Annotated in this window: 19 protein-coding genes; 12 read left to right on the top strand and 7 right to left on the bottom strand. The window is 73.6% G+C overall.

Annotation, left to right across the window (positions count from 1 at the left end; genetic code table 11):
* Window positions 1-498, bottom strand: a complete 498-nt coding sequence (locus ACWCSU_RS24005; RefSeq protein ID WP_357699702.1) for an FBP domain-containing protein — start codon at window positions 496-498, stop codon at window positions 1-3.
* A gap of 69 nt (window positions 499-567) precedes the next feature.
* On the opposite strand from ACWCSU_RS24005, the gene ACWCSU_RS24000 reads away from it, so the two are divergent.
* Window positions 568-1,137, top strand: coding sequence for a TetR/AcrR family transcriptional regulator (locus ACWCSU_RS24000; protein WP_357699704.1), 570 nt, complete (start codon window positions 568-570; stop codon window positions 1,135-1,137).
* Between the two features lie 21 nt (window positions 1,138-1,158).
* On the opposite strand, the gene ACWCSU_RS23995 is transcribed toward ACWCSU_RS24000, so the two are convergent.
* Window positions 1,159-1,665, bottom strand: coding sequence for an RICIN domain-containing protein (locus ACWCSU_RS23995; protein WP_357699706.1), 507 nt, complete (start codon window positions 1,663-1,665; stop codon window positions 1,159-1,161).
* A 107-nt stretch (window positions 1,666-1,772) separates the two neighbouring features.
* Between ACWCSU_RS23995 and ACWCSU_RS23990 the strand changes: the two genes are divergently transcribed.
* Window positions 1,773-3,257, top strand: coding sequence for a pyridoxal phosphate-dependent decarboxylase family protein (locus tag ACWCSU_RS23990; protein ID WP_449937584.1), 1,485 nt, complete (start codon window positions 1,773-1,775; stop codon window positions 3,255-3,257).
* 42 nt (window positions 3,258-3,299) lie between these two features.
* On the opposite strand, the gene ACWCSU_RS23985 is transcribed toward ACWCSU_RS23990, so the two are convergent.
* Together ACWCSU_RS23985 and ACWCSU_RS23980 are read right to left on the bottom strand one after the other, a co-directional pair.
* Window positions 3,300-4,439, bottom strand: a complete 1,140-nt coding sequence (locus ACWCSU_RS23985; RefSeq protein ID WP_449937582.1) for an SWIM zinc finger family protein — start codon at window positions 4,437-4,439, stop codon at window positions 3,300-3,302.
* Window positions 4,436-7,087, bottom strand: coding sequence for a DEAD/DEAH box helicase (locus ACWCSU_RS23980; RefSeq protein ID WP_449937579.1), 2,652 nt, complete (start codon window positions 7,085-7,087; stop codon window positions 4,436-4,438). Before ACWCSU_RS23980 ends, ACWCSU_RS23985 begins: the two co-directional genes overlap by 4 nt.
* Before the next feature lie 174 nt (window positions 7,088-7,261).
* On the opposite strand from ACWCSU_RS23980, the gene ACWCSU_RS23975 reads away from it, so the two are divergent.
* Genes ACWCSU_RS23975 through ACWCSU_RS23960 form a run of 4 tightly spaced genes read left to right on the top strand, consistent with a single transcriptional unit; the run spans window position 7,262 to window position 10,509 of the window.
* The gene (locus ACWCSU_RS23975) at window positions 7,262-7,879 is read left to right on the top strand and encodes a DedA family protein (RefSeq protein WP_357699714.1); all 618 of its coding nucleotides are present in this window, start codon (window positions 7,262-7,264) and stop codon (window positions 7,877-7,879) included.
* On the top strand, window positions 7,863-8,963 hold the full coding sequence (locus ACWCSU_RS23970) for a sensor histidine kinase (protein WP_357699716.1): 1,101 nt from the start codon (window positions 7,863-7,865) through the stop codon (window positions 8,961-8,963). The genes ACWCSU_RS23975 and ACWCSU_RS23970 overlap by 17 nt, the downstream gene beginning before the upstream one ends.
* Window positions 8,954-9,598 (top strand): response regulator, encoded by a 645-nt coding sequence (locus ACWCSU_RS23965; protein ID WP_449937576.1) that lies wholly within the window; start codon window positions 8,954-8,956, stop codon window positions 9,596-9,598. The genes ACWCSU_RS23970 and ACWCSU_RS23965 overlap by 10 nt, the downstream gene beginning before the upstream one ends.
* A gap of 11 nt (window positions 9,599-9,609) precedes the next feature.
* A complete protein-coding gene (locus ACWCSU_RS23960) occupies window positions 9,610-10,509 on the top strand; it encodes a GNAT family N-acetyltransferase (RefSeq protein ID WP_449937573.1) in 900 nt (299 codons plus the stop codon).
* 5 nt (window positions 10,510-10,514) lie between these two features.
* On the opposite strand, the gene ACWCSU_RS23955 is transcribed toward ACWCSU_RS23960, so the two are convergent.
* Window positions 10,515-11,432 carry an alpha/beta hydrolase family protein gene (locus ACWCSU_RS23955; RefSeq protein WP_449937572.1) on the bottom strand — a complete coding sequence of 306 codons (918 nt, stop codon included), beginning with the start codon at window positions 11,430-11,432 and terminating at the stop codon, window positions 10,515-10,517.
* A gap of 154 nt (window positions 11,433-11,586) precedes the next feature.
* Between ACWCSU_RS23955 and ACWCSU_RS23950 the strand changes: the two genes are divergently transcribed.
* Both ACWCSU_RS23950 and ACWCSU_RS23945 read left to right on the top strand, forming a co-directional pair.
* Window positions 11,587-12,147 (top strand): TetR/AcrR family transcriptional regulator, encoded by a 561-nt coding sequence (locus tag ACWCSU_RS23950; protein ID WP_449937571.1) that lies wholly within the window; start codon window positions 11,587-11,589, stop codon window positions 12,145-12,147.
* 100 nt (window positions 12,148-12,247) lie between these two features.
* Window positions 12,248-12,856, top strand: a complete 609-nt coding sequence (locus ACWCSU_RS23945; RefSeq protein ID WP_449937569.1) for a dihydrofolate reductase family protein — start codon at window positions 12,248-12,250, stop codon at window positions 12,854-12,856.
* Window positions 12,857-12,977: 121 nt separating this feature from the next.
* Here ACWCSU_RS23945 and ACWCSU_RS23940 read toward each other — a convergent pair whose 3' ends face one another.
* Window positions 12,978-13,676: a TetR/AcrR family transcriptional regulator gene (locus ACWCSU_RS23940; protein ID WP_449937568.1), complete on the bottom strand. Its 699-nt coding sequence runs from the start codon at window positions 13,674-13,676 to the stop codon at window positions 12,978-12,980.
* A 141-nt stretch (window positions 13,677-13,817) separates the two neighbouring features.
* Between ACWCSU_RS23940 and ACWCSU_RS23935 the strand changes: the two genes are divergently transcribed.
* From ACWCSU_RS23935 to ACWCSU_RS23925, 3 genes are all read left to right on the top strand, one after another.
* Entirely contained in the window at window positions 13,818-14,165 is a 348-nt protein-coding gene (locus tag ACWCSU_RS23935; RefSeq protein ID WP_449937566.1) for a hypothetical protein, read from the top strand.
* Between the two features lie 45 nt (window positions 14,166-14,210).
* Window positions 14,211-14,810, top strand: coding sequence for an SRPBCC family protein (locus tag ACWCSU_RS23930; RefSeq protein ID WP_449937565.1), 600 nt, complete (start codon window positions 14,211-14,213; stop codon window positions 14,808-14,810).
* Between the two features lie 122 nt (window positions 14,811-14,932).
* Window positions 14,933-15,829: an RNA polymerase sigma-70 factor gene (locus ACWCSU_RS23925; RefSeq protein ID WP_357699733.1), complete on the top strand. Its 897-nt coding sequence runs from the start codon at window positions 14,933-14,935 to the stop codon at window positions 15,827-15,829.
* Window positions 15,830-15,886: 57 nt separating this feature from the next.
* Here ACWCSU_RS23925 and ACWCSU_RS23920 read toward each other — a convergent pair whose 3' ends face one another.
* Window positions 15,887-16,720, bottom strand: a complete 834-nt coding sequence (locus ACWCSU_RS23920; RefSeq protein ID WP_449937563.1) for an alpha/beta hydrolase family protein — start codon at window positions 16,718-16,720, stop codon at window positions 15,887-15,889.
* Between the two features lie 81 nt (window positions 16,721-16,801).
* On the opposite strand from ACWCSU_RS23920, the gene ACWCSU_RS23915 reads away from it, so the two are divergent.
* Window positions 16,802-17,392, top strand: a complete 591-nt coding sequence (locus tag ACWCSU_RS23915) for a TetR/AcrR family transcriptional regulator (RefSeq protein ID WP_449937562.1) — start codon at window positions 16,802-16,804, stop codon at window positions 17,390-17,392.
* Window positions 17,393-17,924 lie beyond the last annotated feature (532 nt).

Genomic DNA, 17,924 nt, shown 5'->3' with positions numbered 1-17,924 from the left:
TCAGGCGGCCACCTTGTCCAGGAAGGAACGCACGTTGGCGTGCGTGCGGGCGATCTTCTCCGCCGGCGTCAGCGACTCGTCCACGACGCCGGCGCCCGCGGCCTGCTTCCTGCCGCGCAGGTAGAGGGGGCAGGCCAGGTCGGCGCACAGGTACTGGCCGACGGTGTTGCCCTGGCGGCCGGGCTCGCCGGTGCGGCGGGCGGTCATCAGGGCGACGCCGCCGCTGGTGTGGGTGGTCAGGCAGAAGGAGCACATGCTGCGCGAGGTGAAGGCCCGCGGGGCGCCGGAGGTCACGCGCAGGGCGACGCCCACGAGGGTGTCGTCGCGTTCGGCGACCAGGTAGGCGCGCTCGGGGGCGCCGGGATCTCGCCAGCCGAGGAAGTCGAGGTCGTCCCAGGGCAGGTCGGCCAGTTCCCTGGGCAGGCCGACGCGTTTGGCCTCGCCTTTGGTGCAGTTGATGAACGATGTGCGGATGTCGGGTTCGGTCAGCGGTCTCATGGTTGTGGAGGCTAGCCGTTCTTAACGGTAGTATGCAAATACTTAAAGCCTTTAAGAAGGAGTGCTGTGGTGGCCCGCGCCGGAGTGACCGTCGACCGTCTGACCAGGGCGGCCGCGGACCTGGCCGACGAGGTCGGCTTCCAGAACGTGACCGTCTCCGCGCTCGCCCGCGGCTTCGGCGTCAAGCCCGCCGCCCTGTACGCGCACGTCAAGGACCTCCAGGAGCTGCGGCTCAGGGTGGCGGAGCTGGCCTTGGGCGAGATGGCCGACCGGGCCGCCGCCGCGCTGGCCGGCCGGTCGGGCAAGGAGGCGCTGGTGCCCTTCGCCAACGCCTACCGCGGCTACGCCAAGGAGCATCCGGGCCGCTACGCCGCCACCCAGCTCGAGCTCGACTCCGAGTCGCTGGACGTCAGCGCGGGCCGCCGCCACGCGGAGCTGACGCGGGCCGTCCTGCGCGCCTACGGCCTGTCCGAGCCCGACCAGACCGACGCGCTGCGCATGATGAGCAGCACGCTGCACGGTTACGTGACGCTGGAGACGGCCGGCGGGTTCCGCCGCCATCCCCGCGACGTGGAGTCCTCCTGGTCCAGGACGCTGGACGCCCTGGACGCCGTCCTGCGGAACTGGCCCCCAGCCTGAGAACCGGCCGGAGAACCGCGCTCAGACGGCCGCCCATAGCTGGGCCTTGTTGGTCAGCCCCGGCGAGCACGGGAAGATCTTGACGAAGGTGTCCAGGGTGTCCAGGCAGCTTCCCGACGCCAGGGCCGAGCGGATCTGGTTGAACCCCGAGCCCTTGACGAACGGCACCCCGCCCAGCGTGAACCATCTGACGGCGGGGTCGGACTCGCCGCAGGCCCGTTCCACCACCTGCGCGCCGAACCCGGCCGATTCGGCCGCCACGCACATCCGGGTCAGCGGGTTGCGCAGCAGGAACGCGTCCCCGGCCAGCGGGAGGATCTCCCACTGCTGCTCGTTGACGCTGTGGCAGGTGAAGCGCTGCAGCCGGGCGCCGGGGACGAAGATGTCGTCCTCGGTCCGGATGTCGAGGCATTTGCTCTGTTCTGCCTCCTTGACGTGGACGGGCGTCGCGGCGTGGGCGGTGGCGGGGATCAGGCCGAGGGCGAGCGCGGCGCCCAGCGCGTACCCGATCCGGCGCAGGTGTCTCATGGGGGTCTCCTTCTGGTCGTTGCGGGTGTCCATCTGTCTGGGCGTTCCATGGCGTTCCATCGGGGTGCGTGTTGGCCGCGGGGCCGCCGGTGCCGCACAGTGGCCGGGTGAGCGATGTGACGACGGATCAGGCCCTGTCCGGCGGGATGGGCGGGGCGGCCGCGCTGGAGCCGCTGCTGCGTGACGTGCTGGCCGCCCTGGCCGAGGGCGCGCGACGGCGGGCCGGTCCGCTGCCCGCCGGCACGCCCGGTGAGCTGGCCGCCGAGGTGGCGCGGGCGTTCGCGTCGGAGGGCGGCGGCCTGACGGCGCTGACCGAGCTGCTGGCCTACGGGAGCGCCGATCCGGCCGATCCGTTCTGCGCGGCGCATCTGCACTGTCCGCCGCTGGCCGTGGCGGTGGCGGCCGATCTGGCGGTCTCGGCGCTCAACCCGTCGCTGGACTCCTGGGACCAGGCGCCGGCCGCGACCGCGCTGGAGACGTCGCTGCTGGCCGAGCTGGCCGAGCTGGTGGGGTTCGGGTCGGCGGCGGCCGGCGTGCTGACCTCGGGCGGCACCGAGTCCAACCTGATGGGCCTGATGCTGGCCAGGGACGCGGTGGTGGGCCGGGCGTCGGGCGACAGGGTCGAGCTGGCGGGCCTGCCGGGGCGGGGGCCCGCCGGCTCGGCCCGGCCGCGGATCTTCGCCTCCGAGGCGGCGCACTTCTCCGTCCGGCGGGCCGCGGCGCTGCTCGGGCTCGGGGAGGAGGCGGTGGTGGCCGTCCCGGCCGACCGGGAGCTGCGGATGGACGCCGGCGCGCTGGCGGGGGCGCTGGGGGCGAGCGTGCGGCGCGGGGAGCTGCCGGTGGCGGTGGTGGCCACGGCGGGCACGACGGACACCGGGGCGATCGACCCGTTGCGGGCGTGCGCGGCGCTGGCCGCCGAGCACGGCGCCTGGCTGCACGTCGATGCCGCCTACGGTGGTGGCGCGCTGCTGTCGGACCGGCTCGCGCCGCTCCTGGACGGTCTCGCGCTGGCCGACTCGGTGTCGCTGGACTGGCACAAGCTCGGCTGGCAGCCGGCCGCGGCGGGGGTCTTCCTGGTGCGCCGGGCCGAGACGTACGCGTCGCTGGCCCGGCGGGCGGCCTACCTCAACCCGGCCGACGACGAGGAGGCCGGTTACCCGAGCCTGCTGGGGTACTCGCTGCGCACCACGCGGCGGGCCGACGCGTTCAAGATCGTGGTGACGTTGCGCACGCTGGGCCGGGCGGGGCTGGGCCGCCTGGTGGAGGCCTGCCATGACCTGGCCCGGCACGGCGCGGCGGCGGTGCGCGCCCATCGGCGGCTGGAGCTGCACGCCGATCCGGTGCTGACCGCGTTCCTGTTCCGGTACGTGCCGGCCGATCCGGCGCGCTCGGACGAGGTGAACGCGGGGTTGCGGCGCAGACTGCTGCGGGAGGGGCGGGCGGTGGTGGGGCGTACCGAGCTGCCGGGGGCGGGGCCGGGGCGGGTGCGGCTCAAGCTGACTCTGCTCAACCCGTACGCCACGCCGGCCGACCTCGACCGGCTGGTGGCGACGGTGGCGGCGGCGGGCGAGGCCGAGGAGCTCACCCCCTGACCGGCCCCACCCCGGCCCCACCCCGGCCCGCCCCCGGCGCAGTCAGTGGAGGAGGGTGGAGGGGTCGCGTTCCGGGGGGCCCGCGGGCCACCAGTGGCCGTCGTGCCGGGTGAAGGGGTACCAGCGGCCGTCGCGGCCGTAGCGGACCTGGCGGGGGCCGAGGGTCCAGCGGTTGCGCCAGGTCTCCAGGCCGGGCGGGGGTTCGCCGTCCCAGCCGGACTCCAGCAGCGCCTGCGCTCTGGCCAGGTCCTGGCGGGGCGGCGTCCAGGGGGTTTCGAGTGCGTCGAGGCCGGGGGCGCCGCCGTAGCGCCAGGCCTGGACGGCGGGTTCCAGGCCGAGGTCGAGGTCGTGCTCGGCGGCCAGGCGGACGCGGTCCTGGTGTTCGGTCAGCGGTTCCAGGCGGCCGCGCTGCAGGATCTGGCGGGCGCGGCCGGCGGCGGAGGCGGCCAGCACGGCCAGGGCGGCCACGTCCACGCCGGGTGCGGGGTCCAGGGCCAGGGGGGTGAAGGCGCTCTCGTGCGGCGGGGGTTCGGGCAGCGGCGGCCGGCCGACCGCGAACGCCTGCGCCGCGGGCACGCCACCGGCCGCGGCAGTGGTCCCCGCGCCGGCGGCGGGGGGCTGGGCCGGGGGCAGGTGGCGGGTCTGCAGGGCCTCGATCAGGTCCCGCTCGCCGCGTCCGCGCAGCAGCAGCAGGACGAACGGGTCGCCGTCCAGCAGCCAGGACGCCTGGTAGCACAGGGCGGCGGCGTGCTTGCACGGGTGCCCCCAGTCGGGGCAGGAGCATTCGGGTTCCAGGTCGCCGACGGTGGGCAGCAGCGGCACGGCGGCGTCCTCGGCGGCCTCGACCAGGTCGTGCGGGACGTCGCGGTCGAGCAGGGCGGCGATGTGCCCGGCCTTGGCGGCGACCTGGTCCAGGAAGCGTTCCCAGGCGGCGTCGGTGAGCTGTTCGACGCGGACGACGGTGTCGTACTCGTGCTCGGTGACGGCGGCGAGCCTGCCGGGGCTGACGGTGATCGGGCCGACCTGGCCGGTCTTGGCGTAGGCGCGGCCCTTGCGCAGCAGGGTCTGGTCGAGCGAGGTGTCCTCCAGGGCCTTGATCCACGCCTGGCCCCACCAGGTGGTGGCGAAGCGGGCGCCGGCGCGTTGCGGGGGGAAGGCGGCGAATCCGCGTACGGCGGTCATCTGAGCTCCACGAGTGCGGCGAGTTCGGCGTCGGTCAGCTCGGTGAGGGCGGCCTCGCCGGAGGCCAGGACGGCGTCGGCGAGCGAGCGCTTGGCGCTCAGCATGGCGGCGATGCGGTCCTCGATCGTGCCTTCGGTGATGAGGCGGTGCACCTGGACGGGCCGGGTCTGGCCGATGCGGTAGGCGCGGTCGGTGGCCTGGTCCTCCACGGCGGGGTTCCACCAGCGGTCGTAGTGGATGACGTGGTCGGCGCGGGTGAGGTTGAGGCCGGTGCCGGCGGCCTTGAGGGAGAGCAGGAAGACGGGGGCGTGGCCGTCCTGGAAGCGGGCGACCATCTCCTCGCGGCGGGCGACCGGGGTGCCGCCGTGCAGGAGCTGGGTGCCGACGCCGCGGCCGGTCAGGTGCTTGTCCAGGAGCCTGGCCATGGCGACGTACTGGGTGAAGACCAGCACGGCGCCGTCTTCGGCGACGATCGTGTCGACGAGCTCGTCGAGGAGTTCGAGCTTGCCGGAGCGGCCGGTCAGCCGGGGGGACGATTCGTGCAGGTAGTGGGCGGGGTGGTTGCAGATCTGCTTGAGGCCGGTCAGCAGTTTGACGATCAGGCCGCGTCTGGCCATGCCCTTGGCGTTCTCGATCTGGGTCATGCTCTCGCGGACGACGGCCTCGTACAGGGCGGCCTGTTCGGTGGTGAGGGGGACGGGCCGGTCGGTCTCGGTCTTGGGTGGCAGTTCGGGGGCGATGCCGGGGTCGCTCTTGCGGCGGCGCAGCAGGAACGGGCCGACGAGCCTGGCCAGCCGGGCGGCGGTGTCGGCGTCGCCGGACTCGACCGGTTTGGCCCAGCGGGCCCTGAAGCGGGACAGGGGGCCGAGCAGGCCGGGGGTGGTCCAGTCGAGGACGGCCCACAGTTCGGACAGGTTGTTCTCCACGGGCGTGCCGGTGAGGGCGACGCGGGCGGCGGCGGGGATCTCGCGCAGCGCCTTGGCGGTGCCGGAGGCGGGGTTCTTGACGTGCTGGGCCTCGTCGGCGACCAGCAGGCCCCAGGGGTGGGCGCCGAGGGTGGCGGCGTCCAGGCGCATGGTGCCGTACGTGGTGAGCACGAACCCGTCGTCGGCCAGGGTGCGGGCGGCGCCGTGGTAGCGGCGGACCGGGACGCCGGGGGCGAACCTGGTGATCTCGCGTTCCCAGTTGCCCAGCAGCGAGGCCGGGCAGACGACGAGGGTGGGGCCGGTGCCGGCGCGGTGCAGGTGGAGCGCGATCAGGGTGATGGTCTTGCCCAGGCCCATGTCGTCGGCCAGGCAGCCGCCCAGGCCGAGCGAGGTCATCCTGGCCAGCCAGCGCAGCCCTTGGAGCTGGTAGTCGCGCAGGGTGGCGGCCAGGCCGGGCGGCGGGTCGACGGGGTCGGGGTCGGTGAGCCGGTCGCGCAGGTCGGCGAGCCAGGCGGTGGGCTCGACGGCGATCTGTTCCGGTTCGCCTTCGGCGTCGATCTCGACCGTGCCGGTGAGCGCGGCGCCGAGCGCCTGGAGGCCGGTGAGGGGTTTGAGGTCGCGCAGGCGGGCCTTGCGGGCCAGGCCGGGTTCGATGAGCACCCATTGGTCGCGCAGCCGTACGACGGGCCGGTGGGACTCGGCCAGCAGGTCCATCTCGGCGGCGCTCAGCGGGGCGCCGCCGAGGGCGAGCCGCCAGTTGAAGCTGGTCAGGTGGTGGCCGCCCAGGAAGGAGGGCAGGTCGGAGGGCGCGCTGTCGCGTTCGCCGACGACGGCGTGGGCGCTCAGGCCGCGGACGAGGGAGCGCGGCCAGTGGACCTCGACGCCGGCGGCGGTGAGCCGGTCGGCCGCGCCGGCCAGCAGGTCCTCCACGTCGCCGTCGGTGAGGGCGAGCTCGTCGGGGACGGCGTGGTCGAGCAGCCGTTCCAGGCGGGGCCAGGCGCGGGCGGCGCGGCGCAGACCGAGGGTGACCTCGATCCTGGCGCCGGGGCCGAACCCGGGGTCGTGTCCCTGCCACAGGTCGGCGGCGTCCACGACGAGCGAGGGGTCGGCCAGGCCGTGGACCTGGACGACGGCCCGGAAGTCGGCCTGGGCCAGGTCGTCGGCCTCCAGCCGGAGCGAGAGCCGGACGCCGGAGTCGAGCCCCGCCGAGACCTCCTGGGCCCAGGACCGCAGGTGGGGCACCTTGACGGGTTTGACGGCGGCGAAGGCGGTGGTGCCGGTGGCGCGTACGGCTCCGGGCGAGCGGGGCATGGCGTCGGCCACGGCGTCGAGGAAGGCGCGCACGAGCGGCTCGGCGTCGGGCAGCAGCAGGTCGCCCACGGGGAGGGCGCGGGCGGCGGCGGGCATGGCCTCGGCCAGTTCGCGCACCCGGCGGGCGTCGGCGGCGTCGAGGGGGCCGGCGCGCCAGGAGTCGTGGCCGTCGGGTGAGACGGCGGGCAGGATGCGGCCGCGGGTGACGAGCTGGAGGGCGACCAGCGCGACGGCGCCCCAGAAGCGGGTGGCCGGGTGGGCGGCGGCGTCGGCGCGCGCCCTGGCCAGCACGGCGACGGCGTCGGCGACGGGGATCTCGGTGACGGCGCGCTCGCGGGGGCGGGGCGAGCCGTCACCGTCCTGTTCGATCACCGTGGCCGTGCCGTCGCCTTCGTCGTCGAGGAAGACCAAATGACCGGACCTGGGGGGATCGCCGGGTCGGAAGATCGCTGGGTGTCGTGCCAGATCCGGAAGAGGACTCATAGACCGTACAGTGTACGGTACGTGGGGGTGTGGTTTACCACAGAGCACATCCGGCAGTCCGCCTCATTACCGGTCTACCCGATCATTCGTAGCCTGGGGGACATGACGGATTGGTTGATTGCGTTGATGGAGAACCTCGGCGCCTTCGGGGCCGGGCTGGCGATCATGCTGGAGAACCTGTTCCCGCCGCTGCCCAGCGAGGTCATCCTGCCCTTGTCCGGCTTCACCGCCGCCAGGGGCGAGCTGGCCCTGCTGGAGGTGCTGGTGTGGACGACGCTCGGCTCCGTCGCCGGGGCGCTGGCGCTGTACGGGGTGGGCGCGATGCTCGGCCGCGAGCGCACGCTGGCCATCGCCGCCAAGCTGCCGCTGGTCAAGGTGTCCGACATCGAGAAGACCGAGGCGTGGTTCCTGCGGCACGGCCGCAAGAGCGTCTTCTTCGGCCGGATGATCCCCGTCTTCCGCAGCCTGATCTCGGTGCCGGCGGGTGTGGAACGTATGCCGCTGGTGACGTTCACGCTGCTCACGACGGCCGGCAGCGCCATCTGGAACACCATCTTCGTGCTTGCGGGATACTTTCTCGGCGAGAACTGGTCGCTGGTGGAGGCCTACGTGGGCATCGGCACCAACGTGGTGATCGGCCTGGTGGCGCTGGCGATCGTGGTCTTCGTCACGGTACGGCTGACGGAACGGCGCAAAGGACGGCATGCGAACCGCCGCTGAAGGGCTGAAGGTGCTGGGCGCGGTGGTCCTGGGCGGGCTCACCGCGCCGGCCGGCGCGCTGTTCCTGCTGCTCACCCTGCCCGTGCTGGGCCGGCCGCGGGTGCGGGAGCGGGCGGCGCGGCTGGCCGCGTTCGAGGCGCGCCGCCTGCGCCTGGACACCGCCGCGCTCGACGCCCTGTCCGGGTGGGACACGCGGCCGGCGCGCTACCTGGCCGCCAGGATCCCGGCCGGCGTGCTGGGCGGGCTGGTGGTGGCGCTGCTGGTGCTGGGCGCGCGCGCCGGGGTGCTGCTGCTGGGGGCCTGGGCCCGGGGCGAGCCCTACGACGGGATGACGCCGACGCCGCCGCTGGTGCTCTACTTCGTGGTCGGCGGGTGCGTGCTGCTGTTCATCGCCCTGTCGGGGCTGGCGGGGGTGCACGCGCTGGAGCGGCGGCTGGCCGGGCGCATGCTGGGGCCCGACCGTACCGAGGCGCTGGAGCGCAGGATCGCCGAGCTGGCCGAGAGCCGGGCCGGGATCGTGGCCGCGGTCGACTCCGAGCGCCGCCGGATCGAGCGTGACCTGCACGACGGGCTCCAGCAGCGCCTGGTGGCGTTGTCGATGCTCATCGGGCGGTCCCGGCGGGGGCGTCCGGAGCTGCTGGGGCAGGCGCACGAGCAGGCCCAGCAGGCGCTGGCCGAACTGCGCGAGGTGGCCTGGCGGGTCTATCCCAGCGGGCTGGACTCCCTCGGGCTGGGCGAGGCGCTGGCCGGGGTGGCCGAGCGCGCGGGCGTGCCGGTCACGGTGGTGTGCGAGCTGCCGCTGCGGCCGCCGATGGCGGTGGAGACGGCGGCGTACTTCGTGGTCAGCGAGGCGGTGACCAACGCCGCCAAGCACGCGGCCGCCACGCTGGTGACGGTCGAGGTCAGGCAGGAGGACGACAGGGTGCTCGTACGGGTGGGCGACGACGGGACGGGCGGCGCGCGGCCCTCGGGGGGCGGCCTTTCCGGGCTGGCCAGGCGGGTGGCGGCGCTCGACGGCGCCTTCGAGGTGGTCAGCCCGCCCGGCGGCCCGACGACGGTGTCGGCGGTGCTGCCGTGCGGGTGATCCTGGCCGAGGACTCCACGCTGCTGCGCGAGGGCCTGGTACGCCTGCTGGGCGAGGAGGGCCACCAGGTGCCGGCCGCCGTGAGCGACGGCCAGGCCCTGGTGGCGGCGGTGGCCGAGCACGCCCCGGACGTCGTGGTGGTCGACGTGCGCATGCCGCCGACCCACACCGACGAGGGGCTGCGGGCGGCGCTGGAGATCCGTCGGCGCTGGCCGCACATCAAGGTTCTGGTGCTGTCGCAGTACGTGGAGAAGCGGTACGCCACCGAGCTGATGAGCGCCGACGTCGAGGGCGTGGGCTACCTGCTGAAGGACCGGGTGGCGCAGGTCGGCGACTTCCTGGACGCGCTGGAGCGGGTGGCGGCCGGCGGCGCGGCCTTCGATCCGGAGGTGGTGCGGCAGTTGCTGGCCCGTACCACGCAGGTCGATCCGCTGGCCCGGCTGACCGCGCGGGAGCGGGAGGTGCTGGAGTGCATGGCCCAGGGCATGACCAACGCCTCGATCGCCGCGCAGTTGCACGTCTCGCAGAGCGCGGTGGAAAAGCACGTCAACTCGCTGTTCGACAAGCTGGGCCTGTCGCACGCCAGCGGGTACAGCCGCCGGGTGCTGGCCGTCCTGCACTTCCTGAAGTCCTGAAGGGGTCCGTTGTGCGCGTGCGTGTCTTCCGTCATGAGGATCTGCCGTCCCTGCGGTCGGTCATGGCGGGGTGGATCGGCCAGGCCGGGCGGTGCGGTTACGACCACGTCGGCGAGCTGCCGCACCGCGTCTATGACAATCTGCGCGACCGCCGTCCGGCCGCCGAGCTGGTACGGCTGTGGGAGGACGGCGACGGCCTGGCCGGGATCGCGATCCTGCTGCGGTTCGGCTGCGCCTTCGACGTCTTCGCCGCGCCGCGGCTGCGTGGCGGGCCGCGGGAGCTGGACATGCTGGAGGAGGCGGCCGGGGCGACCGCGCGGATGATGGACCCGGGTGAGCCGTACGTGCTGACCGACGTCTTCGACTGCGACGCCGCGCGGATCGGCCTGCTGGGCCGGGCCGGTTTCGAGCGGTTCCGGGTGTGGGACCACGTCAACGAGCGCGATCTGCGCGACCCGGTGCCCGAGCCGGGCGTGCCGGCCGGGTTCGTGGTGCGGCACGCCGTCGCCGAGGACGCCTTTGGGCTGGCCGAGGCGCGCAACGCGGCGTTCGGCGACGACTGGACCGGGCCGCTCTACCGCGCGGCGGTGATGGAGCGGCCCGGCTACGACCCGGCCGACGAGATCGTGGTCCAGGCGCCGGACGGGCGGATCGCGGCCTTCGCGGTCGGCTGGATCGACGAGCGCAACGCGATCGGTCATTTCGAGCCGGTCGGCACCCATCCGGCGTTCTGGCGGCGGGGCCTGGCGCGGGCGGCGATGCTGCACGCGATGCGCCGCATGCGGGCGCTGGGCGTGGGGGTGGTGACGGTGAACCACGACGCGACCAACGTGGCCGCCCGCGAGCTCTACCGTTCGCTGGGTTTCGTCCGGCGGCACGAGACGTTCGGCTTCCGCCGCCCGGTGGGCTGAGCGGCCTACTTGCTCTGGATCTGGCCCAGGGGGTGGGGGGCGGCTCGCAGGGCGGCGCGGGCGTCGGGCCAGGCGGTGTCGCCGGGGTCGAGAGCGCTGCGCAGGTAGGCCGTGGTCAGCCGCTGCAGCAGGGCCAGGCGTTCGGGGCTCTCGTCGGTGGTCTCGGCGACTTGGTGTCCGGCGACGCCGCCGAGGGTGTGCTCGGCGCCGAACAGGGTCAGCAGGCTCTTGTCGCCGGGGCTGAGGTGGTAGCCGTCGGTGAACCAGTCCGGCCCTCGCGTCGACAGCGGGGAGTCGTCCTTGTCGCCGGCGACCAGCAGGGCGGGGGTGGTCATGCCGTCGAAGGCGGGGTTCATGAAGGGGAAGTGCTCGGCGGCGAACGGTGACAGGTCACGGCCGCCCAGGCCGGGGAGGGCGAGCAGCACGCCTGCCTTGACGCGGGGGTCGGACAGGTCCTGTCCTGGCGTGCCGTCGGCGTCCAGGACGCGGGCGCCGAGGAGCATGCCGGCGCTCTGGGCTCCCCAGGAGTGGCCGGCGACGGCCAGGCGGTCGTGGTCCAGGCGTCCGGCCAGGCCGGGGAGGGCGGCTTCCAGGACGTCCAGGTCGTCGATGACGCGCCTGAGGTCCTCGACCCTGACGCGCCAGATCGTGGGGGTGCGGGGATCGTCGGCGGGCAGGGCGAGGGTGCGGGAGTCGAGGTGGGTGGGTTGCACGACGGCGAAGCCGTGGGCGGCCCAGAAGTCGGCCAGGGGGGCGTAGCCGTCCATGGACCAGCCGTGGCCGTGGGACAGGACGATGACGGGCAGGCGGTCGCCGGTGGCGGGGGCCGAGACGCGGACCTGGAGGTCCTCGCCCCGTCCGGGTGCGGGCAGGACGACCGGCCTGACCGAGACGACCGGGGTGCTGGGCGATGATGTGGGCATGGGTGTGCCTTCCGGGTGGGTGGTGGCAGGTGGGCGTGGCGGAGGGCAGGGCTTTGCCGGCGGCGCTCCGCTCTGACATCATGAGCAAGCGGGACCGTGTCCCGCTTTTGACGATACGGGACCGTGTCCCGTTTAGCAATCCGGAGGGAACGGCGTGGACCACTCGCGTCCGAAACGGGCTGATGCCCGGCGTAACGAGGAGAACCTGCTCCGCGCGGCCGCCGCGGTGTTCCTCACCTCGGGCGTGGAGGCGCCGATCCGTGACATCGCGGCCGAGGCCGGGGTCGGGACCGCCACGATCTACCGCCATTTCCCGACCCGGGCCGACCTGGTCATCGCCGTCTACCGTCACCAGGTCGAGTCCTGCGCCGAGGCCGGTCCGGCGCTGCTGGCCTCCGCCGCGAGCCCGTACGCGGCGCTGGGGCAGTGGATCGACCTGTTCGTCGACTTCCTGGTCACCAAGCACGGGCTGGCCGCGGTGCTGCAGCCGGACAACACCGGCTTCCAGACGTTGCACGCCTACTTCCTGGACCGGCTGGTGCCGGTGTGCGCGCGCCTGCTGGAGGCCGCGGCGGCCGCCGGTGAGATCCGCGCCGGCCTGGACGCCTTCGAGCTCATGCGCGGGGTGGGGAACCTGTGCATCGGGGCCGGCGCCGACCCCCGCTACGACGCCCGCCGCCTGGTCGGGTTCCTCGTGGCGGGGCTGGGCCGGTGAAAGGGTGACCGTAGGAGAACCGTTAGCCGGACCCGCGAGACTTCGGGCACATCACGACACGGCGTGGCCGGACGGCCCCGCCCCCGCATGGAGGGTCATCATGAGGACGATCAGCGCAAACCTGTTCATCTCGCTCGACGGTGTCATCCAGGACCCGGCCGACTGGCACTTCCCGTACTTCAACGATGAGATGGGCGCGGCGGTGACGTCGCAGATGGCCGACACGATGCTGCTGGGCCGCAAGACCTACGACAGCTTCGCCGGGGCGTGGCCGCAGCGCGAGGAGGCGGGCGGCGAGGACGCCGATTTCGCCAGGACGATCGGCGACGCGCGCAAGATCGTGGTGTCCCGTCAGCCGCTGGAGTTCACCTGGCGCAACTCCGAGCTGCTGCAGGGCGACCTGGTCAAGGCCGTGACCGCGCTGAAGTCCGAGCCGGGCGGCCGGATCGCGATGAGCGGCTCGGTCTCGGTGGTCCGCCGGCTCCTGGCCGCCGGGCTGCTGGACGAGCTGCACCTGCTCGTGCATCCGATCGCGGTGCGCAAGGGCGAGCGGCTGTTCGACGAGGGGGACACCCCGATCCCGCTGGAGCTGGTCAGCTCCCAGGCGTTCACCACGGGCGTGTTGTACCTGGTCTACCGTCCCGCCGCGGCCGTGGGCGAGGGCTCCTACGACGACGCCAAGGCCCATCTGCCCCAGGACGTCCGGTAACGCGCGTCGCACAGGTCCGGTCCCGTCTCGCGCGGGGCCAGGCCTGTGGCGCGTCTCGGGCGGGATCGGGCCTGTGGCGTGTCCGGTCCCGCCTCGGGCCGGGTCTGTGGTGTGTGCCGGGTCAGCGTGCCAGCAGGTCGTCCACTTCGGCGGCGAAGAGCAGGGCGGGGTCGAAGCCCATGCCGGTGAAGTGGCCGGCCAGTTCCAGGGACAGCACGCCGTGGACCCGGGTCCAGAAGCTGAGCGCCTGGTGCAGGACGGCGGGCGGGGCGGGGTGGCCGGCGGCCCAGTCGCCATGGTCGGCCAGGTGGCGCTCGAGCAGGCTGGCGGGCTGCTCGGGCTGCCCGGGCGGGGTGGCCGAGCCGGCGTCGAGCAGGAGCGTCATGATCTGGGATGAGATGGCGGTGACGTCGTCGGGGGCGTGGTAGCCGGGGACGGGGGTGCCGTAGATGAGCAGGTACCGCTGGGGGTCACGCAGAGCCCAGCCGCGTACGGCGTGAGCAAGCACGGCCAGGCCACCGCTTTCCTCGCTGCCTGTCCCGCCGTTTTTCCCGGCGGCTTCTTCGGCGGCTGTTCGGAGGGTGTCGGCGAGGCTGCGGTAGGCGTCGCGGATGAGTTCGGTGATCAGCTCGTCGCGGTTGGCGTAGTAGCGGTAGAGCGCGGGGCCGCTCATGCCCATCTGTTTGGCGATCGCGTTGAGGGACAGCGCGGAGGCTCCGGTGGTGGCGATCTGCCGCCAGGCGTGCTCCTTGATCTCGGCGCGGACCTGGGCGCGGTAGCGCTCGCGCGGGGTCGCCGTGCCGGTGTCCGCCATGGTCATACCGCCTTCCGCTACACCTCAGAAATTTAGTTAGAGGCTATCACGAACGTTGTTGACACTCCTCTCGCTGCACGGTTATAACTTCTAACGAACGCACGAGCTTCTAGCCGCTCGTGGCCGTCCAGGTGAAGGGGAAACGTCATGACCAGCACGTACCAGCCGCCCGCCCGTACCGGCCGCGGCACGCCGGTGGCGGTGAGCGTCGCCGCCTGGGCGGTCGCCGTCATGGTCGTCGGCCAGTTCGCGCTGCTGGCGGCCGTTCCGGTCGCGGTCGTGCTGGTCGGCGCCCTGCGTCACGCCCGGGACCGGGCGGTGCGACGGGCGGCCGTGCTGGTCGCCCTCACCTACACGGCGCCGCTGGCCGTGTGGCTGGTCCGGTCCGACGCGGCGCCGAGCCTGTCGAAGGACCTGCACCCCGCCTTCGCCGTGCTGATCGTCGCCGCCTGCGCCGCCCTTCTCGCGGCCGTCCTGCGGGCCGGCCGCCGCTGAGGCGTCCCCCTTCGATCTCGATCCCTCAACGAGAGGAACACCACCATGTTCAGCAACATCCGCATCGCCTCGTTCCTGATCCCGCTGGCCGTCGCCGGCGTCCTGGCGGGCAACGTCCCGGCCGCCCAGGCCACCACTCACGGGTCCCGGTGCCGCGGGGAGGGCGTGGACGCCTCGGCCCGCATCCGCTACCACGCCGACATCGTGATCAAGGCTCCGCCGAGCAGGATCTTCCGGCTGCAGACCCGGGTGGAGGGGTGGCCCGACTGGCAGAAGCCCGTCCTGTCCAGCAAGCGCCTCGACCACGGCCCGCTGCGCGCCGGGTCGTCGTGGCGCTGGACCACCCCGGCTCCGGCCACCGCCACGACCCCGGCCACCACCATGCACATCACCTCCACCTTGCGCCGCCTCAAGAGCGAGGACTGCCTGCTGTGGAGCGGCCCGGCGGTCGGCGAGGGCGTGCGCATCGACCAGGGCGTGCACCTGTGGACGTTCACCCGGGTCAAGGGCGGTGTACGCGTGCACACCGAGGAGACCTGGACCGGCGCCCAGGTCGAGGCCGACGTGGCCACCTCCACCAAGCTCCTCGGCGCGGGGCTGGAGGCGTGGCTGCGCGACCTGAAGACCGCCGCCGAGTCCCGCTGACCGCCCGCGCCCTGTGACGCAGGCCCTGTGACGCACGCCACCGTCGCCGGATGTCACAGGGCGGCGGCGGCCGGCGTCCTGTGCGTGTGGCAGGGTCGAGAACCGACAGGCAGGAGCAGATTGTGAGCCAGAGCGCCGAACCGGCGGACCAGTCCGACAGCGCGACCCAGACGTTCGTCGCCCATCGCAACCTGCTGTTCACCGTCGCCTACGAGATGCTGGGCTCGGCCGCCGACGCCGAGGACATCCTGCAGGAGACCTGGTTGCGGTGGGCGTCGATCGAGCTGGAGGGCGTGCGTGACCGGCGCGCGTTCCTGGTCCGCATGGTCACCCGGAAGGCCCTGACCCGGCTGCGCACCCTGCGCCGGCGTAAGGAGTCCTACGTCGGCCCGTGGCTGCCCGAGCCGCTGCTGACCTCGCCGGACGTGGCCGAGGACGTCGAGCTGGCCGAGAGCGTCTCGATGGCCATGCTGCTGGTGCTGGAGACGCTCCATCCCACCGAGCGCGCGGTGTTCGTGCTGCGGGAGGTGTTCGGCCTGGACTACGACGAGATCGCCGAGGCCGTCGCCAAGACCCCGGCGGCGGTGCGGCAGATCGCCCACCGCGCCCGGGGCCATGTGGCCGCGCGCCGTCCCCGCGCGAGCGTCTCGGCCGAGCAGGCCCGCCAGGCGCTGACGGCCTTCCAGGGCGCGATCGAGACCGGCGACCTGCGGGGCCTGCTCGACCTGCTGGCGCCGGACGTCGTCCTGCTCACCGACGGCGGCGGCGTGGTGCGGGCCGCGCTCGCGCCGGTCGAGGGCGCGCTCACGGTGGCCGAGGTGCTGTCCAGGATCGCCGGCGCGGCCCGTCTGCGCCCGGCCCAGGTCAACGGGCATCCGGCGTTGATCGTCGAGATCGACGGCGAGGTCGACTCCGTCCTGGCCATCCGCCTGGACGACGGTCTCATCAGCGGCCTGTACGCCGTGCGCAACCCCGGCAAGTTGTCGCGGGTCGAACACGAAACCGTCGTGACCCGCTGACACGCGCCGACATCGACATCCGGGTGCGGCAGGCGCCCGGTCGCCGATCATGTCCCGTCACAGGACGCGGTCCAGGAAGGCGAGGATCGTGCGGGCCAGGGTGACGCGGTGGTCCGACAGGGCGTGGTCGGTGGGGAAGAGGTGGTGTTCGAGGCGTTCGACGGGTTGTGCCTGGTAGGCGGCGACGAGGGGATCGTGGTGCAACTCGTTCGGGGTGACGGCGTCGTGGCCGGTGCCGATGAGGAGCACGGGGCGTCCGGCCAGCCGTGGTGCGAGCCGGGCCAGTTGCCAGGCGTCGCCGGCCGCCTCCATCTCGCCGACCAGCGCCTGCCCGCTGGTGCCGCGCAGGGGAGCCAGTTCGCCGTCGAACGCCTTGACGTACCGGGCGCGAACCTCGGCGTCGTCCCGGCACAGCGCGGCGGCCGCGCCGAGGTCGAACGCGGCGACGGCGGCCACGGCGGCCACGGCGGCCACGGACGGATGGGCCGCCGCCGTCATCAACGCCGCGAACCCGCCCATGCTGTGACCGACCAGCGCCAGACGCCGCAGGTCGAGCCGATGAGCCTCGGCGAGGCCGGGCAGCCCGGTGACGACGGCGGCCGCGTCCTCCAGCACGTGCCCCCAGGACCACGAACCGCCGACGCCCCACGATCCCCGGTAGTGGAACACCAGGCCGGCGTACCCGGCGCGACGCAGTGCCTGGGCGAGGTCGAAGTTGCGTTCGTTGCCGGGGAATCCGTGCAGCAGCACGACGGTGGGGTGCGGGCCGCGTCCGGCGGGCACGTGCAGCACGCCGAGCAGGCGCTCGCCTCCGCTGTCGAACGTCACCTCCGGCGTGGTGGCCGGGAATTCGGGGTCACGCGGCGGGTCGGCGGCAAGCGGATCAAACATGGGTGAACTCCCCGAGATCGAACCGATCGGTACGAGCCGAGACGTTAGCATCGGATCGAACCGACCGGTACTATCTGTGCCATGCCCGTGGTCAAAGGCTCCACGATCGACCCCGCCCGCACCCGCGCCGCCATCCTGGGCGCCGCCACCGAGCTGCTGTACGAGCACGGCCTCGACGGCATCGGCGTCGCCGGACTGTGCTCCGGCATCGGCATCTCCAAGGAGACCCTCTACCGCCACTTCGGCACCAAGGACGGCCTGGTCGAAGCCGTGCTGCGGGAGCGCAGCGACCGGGTCGCACGCCGGCTGGCCTCCTGCGCCCAAGCCGCGGGCGACGATCCGCGCGCCCGGCTGGCCGCGGTGTTCGACGCTCTGCGGCAGTGGTACGACGACCCGGTCTTCCGCGGCTGCGCCCTGCTGAACGCCGCCGCCCAGCACCACACCGACCCCGTACGGGCCATCACCGCCCGCCACCTGGACCGTTACCTTGAGCTGCTGACCGGCATCGCCGAACGCGCCGGGGCCGCCGATCCGCGACTTCTGGGACGGCAGCTGCTGATGCTGGTCGAGGGCGCTACCGTCGTGGCAGCCCACCACGACAGCACCGACGCCGCCGACCAGGCCCGCCAAGCCGCCTTGACCTTGCTCTCCGCCGCCACACCCCACACCTAGCAACCCCAGTCCCCGGCCCGCCCGCCTCTCCCTGTCGCGCTCCGCCCTGCCCTGCCCCGCCTGGCTGCGCTTCGCCTGGCTGCGACCGGCCGCGCCCAGGGCCGCCCCGCGCAGTCCCGAACTCAGCCGACCGTCCCTGGTGCGCGATGGGGGCCGTTCCGTAACAACCGGCGGCGGGGGCCCTCCGCCCGCCTTCGAAGCCGTTCTGCGCGCCCGACAATCCGCACCCACGCGGGGGCTCTCGCGTGCTCACCACCCCGCCCGTCTTCACCACCCCACCCGAACGCCACCCCGCCTTCGCCTCTCGCCGCCCGCCCAGGGCCCCGCCCGCGCGGAGGCTTTCGGGTGTCGCCGTCCGGCCCGGGGCCGCTCCGCCGTCGCCTTTCGCGGTCCCGCCCCCAAGCCCGTGCCGTCGCCGCGTTTCACGGCCCGCTCCCGTGGCCGCTGCGCCGTTGAGCAGCGCATATCCCAAACCACCGGCCACCTCCACGCCGCCGAATCTCGGACAAGGGAAGTCGTCTTGACAACTTCA

It is taken from the genome of Nonomuraea sp. NPDC001699, from assembly GCF_053596455.1.
The sequence above is the reverse complement of the archived record's forward strand: the minus strand, read 5'-3'. Positions and strand labels throughout refer to the sequence as shown.